The following is a 2,747-nucleotide window of genomic DNA, read 5'->3' as shown; positions in this document are numbered from 1 at the left end:
TCTTGATTTAATAGCAAAAAAGTGTTTTTTGTTATTTTTTTTACCTTGAAATAGGCTTACCCATTCATTAGCAATATTTATGAAATCATAGCGTTCAAAAAAAGAATTTTTTATATAATCATTTTTATCATTTAGAACGTTAGAAATTTTCTTTGTTATATCACTACTTATTCTAATTACATTATTTTTTTTATAAACGGAGTCTTTTTGCCCTCCTCTATTATAAGTAATTACATGACATCCCATGTATTGGGCTTCTATCATACCTATTCCAGCAGACTCTGCTCCTCCAGTTTTATTTAATCCACATAATAATAACTTTCTCTTATTTAATTCTTTATATAATATATCTCTTGGGAGCTTTCCGTGAAACACTAATTTGTTTTTTGTTTTTAACATATTAATCTTCTCATAAAAATTAACTTCAAATTCATTGAAGTTTAGAGAAGAGTGCATGTTTTTATTATATAAGTTAGTGCTACCATATATATGTAAGATCTCTTTTCCACCACTATTTATATATTCAAAATATGCATTTATAACTTCATCAAATCCCTTTGATTTTGATATATTTCCTACAAAAGCTAGACCATTTCTGTGCTGAATATTTCTTTTATATGGTGCTAATAAATCATAATCAATAGCATTTCTTATATATGTTATTTTATTTAAAATAAAGTATTTGTATAATGAACTCATGTGATGCGGTGAAACAGTTACAATACCATCTATTTTGTTTTTTTTTAGTAAAGTTACTACATGCTTGATATCTAGATAGTTGTGATGCCAATGATATATCTTTGATTTTTTATATTTAACTAATAACGGTAAAACATTATTAGCATGACCAACGGTCACTAGGACATCAGTATTATTTTCTTTATACCATGTAATTAATTCATTGGTCTCTTTAATTTCAACATAATTTATATTATGTATTTTACAAGTTTTAGCCTTAGATAATATAACAACATCATGATTTAATATAGCTAATCCTTTAGCTAAATTTAATAAAGATGAAACAGTGCCTGACGAGGGTTTTTTTGTTAAATCAGTATGTATTAGACCTATTTCATCATTATGGAAAAATGTTATTTTCATTATAATAATCCCTATCTTGTGTAATTATTAAATTTAATAATTTTATTAATGTGAATAAAAATAGATAGTTGCAATAAAATTAAAATACAAGCCATAGTTATTATAAACAAAGTTTAAAGCTACCGCACTGGGTTTACGGCCCCCAGAGCGCCAAAAATTTCTCGAAAATCTCTTATCTATCTGTAATATAAGAGTTTTGTTATATAAGCATACTTTAACAGTACGCAAAACCGCTTTGAGATTAGACTCTTCAAACCAGCGGGTCAAGTTATTGCTGGGTATTCTAACATTGATTAGGTATATATAAGTATCGGAATATCGACTGATTTAGCAAGATCATTCTGAAATATCTATAAAGATGTAGATAAAAAGAATATGCCAGCTATTTTGTAGTTGGCACGAAAAATTTGATGTTTTTTAGTTAATACTTTAAGTGGTTTAGTTTATCTAGTTTACATGTAACTAGCTAAACTTTATCGCTTTTTATTTAACACGAAGCTGATCGAATCGTTTAATGTTCATTTCAACCTTATATGCTTCAAAAAGTTTTTTACAATCATATTTAGGTTCATACCCTAATTCGCTTTTAGCATTTGAAATATCCATTAGAAAACCACCACCATATGGTTTATGTGGCATGTAAATAATGTTAGATTTTTTTTCAGGTGGAGAGAATACTTCTATAATAGTCTCTATCTGTTGTTTTAATGTTACAGGAATACCTGTTCCTATGTTGTAAAATCCTTGATCTCTATCCACTAATACCGCTTTACAGAGCATTTGGCTAAAATCATCCACATAAACCATATCTTTTGAATAATTTGGATCCCCCCATAATTCTATGTCTTCACCTTTTTCTGCTTTTTCTATCATTTGATATAAAGGCCTTTTAGTCTTCTTACCATTTGGATAATAGTAATGATAAGGACTATAATTATATATAGTGGGTAATCTGAAAATAAACTTCTTAAGATTATATTCTTGATGATAATGTTCAATGAGTTCTAGAGCTGTATTTTTTGAAATAACATAAACAGCATGATCGCCTTTATAATCAAACTTTTTTTCCAAGTCAGGTAATAAGGTGATGTTTGCACTGGAATGCAGTGAAATATCAAAAACTGTTTGTGTATAAATTATCCTATCTGCTTTTACTTTTTTACAATACTCTAATACATTAAAAGCTCCAAAAATATTTACATTCAAATATTCTTGAGGATTATATTCATCCATATAAGATGGAATTTTTGCGGCTAAAAGCATAACTGTATGAATATTATCCGTAGGTAATTTTTCGAAATCGGCCGAGCTTGTAATATCAACACTAATGTATTTTATATTATATATATTAAAAGCATCAGTATCACGCTTACCAACAGCTATGATCTCAAATTCATCTTTATCAAAAAACTCTGTACAATAGCGAGTTAAGTAAGAGCCTACATTTCCAGTAGCTCCAAAAATTATAATTTTTTTCATTAAATTAAACCTTATTTTTGATGATAATATCTACTATGAGCTTCATATCATTTATATCATATCGTTGGTCGCAGGGGAGCGGAAGTATATTTTTAGCATAGTTATATTCAATGCTACTTTCAGCACATTCATCTATTACATTTTGCCATAAAGTTGGTATATATATT

General features: G+C 27.8%; 2 protein-coding genes. Both read right to left on the bottom strand.

What is annotated here, in order from left to right:
- On the bottom strand, positions 1 to 1,101 hold a 1,101-nt coding region (locus AACU95_RS10335; RefSeq protein ID WP_161737055.1), incomplete at its 3' end, for a glycosyltransferase.
- Between the two features lie 483 nt (positions 1,102 to 1,584).
- The gene (locus AACU95_RS10330) at positions 1,585 to 2,580 is read right to left on the bottom strand and encodes an NAD-dependent epimerase/dehydratase family protein (protein ID WP_036971920.1); all 996 of its coding nucleotides are present in this window, start codon (positions 2,578 to 2,580) and stop codon (positions 1,585 to 1,587) included.
- Positions 2,581 to 2,747: the final 167 nt, after the last annotated feature.

Origin of the sequence: Proteus sp. G4415, from assembly GCF_963896075.1 — a bacterium.
Classification (GTDB): Bacteria; Pseudomonadota; Gammaproteobacteria; order Enterobacterales; family Enterobacteriaceae; genus Proteus; species Proteus mirabilis.
The sequence above is the reverse complement of the archived record's forward strand: the minus strand, read 5'-3'. Positions and strand labels throughout refer to the sequence as shown.

What these genes read in the sequence shown, in the direction of transcription:
- AACU95_RS10330 (WP_036971920.1), bottom strand. Translation starts at nt 2,580, where the DNA reads ATGAAAAAAATTATAATTTTTGGAGCTACTGGAAATGTAGGCTCTTAC.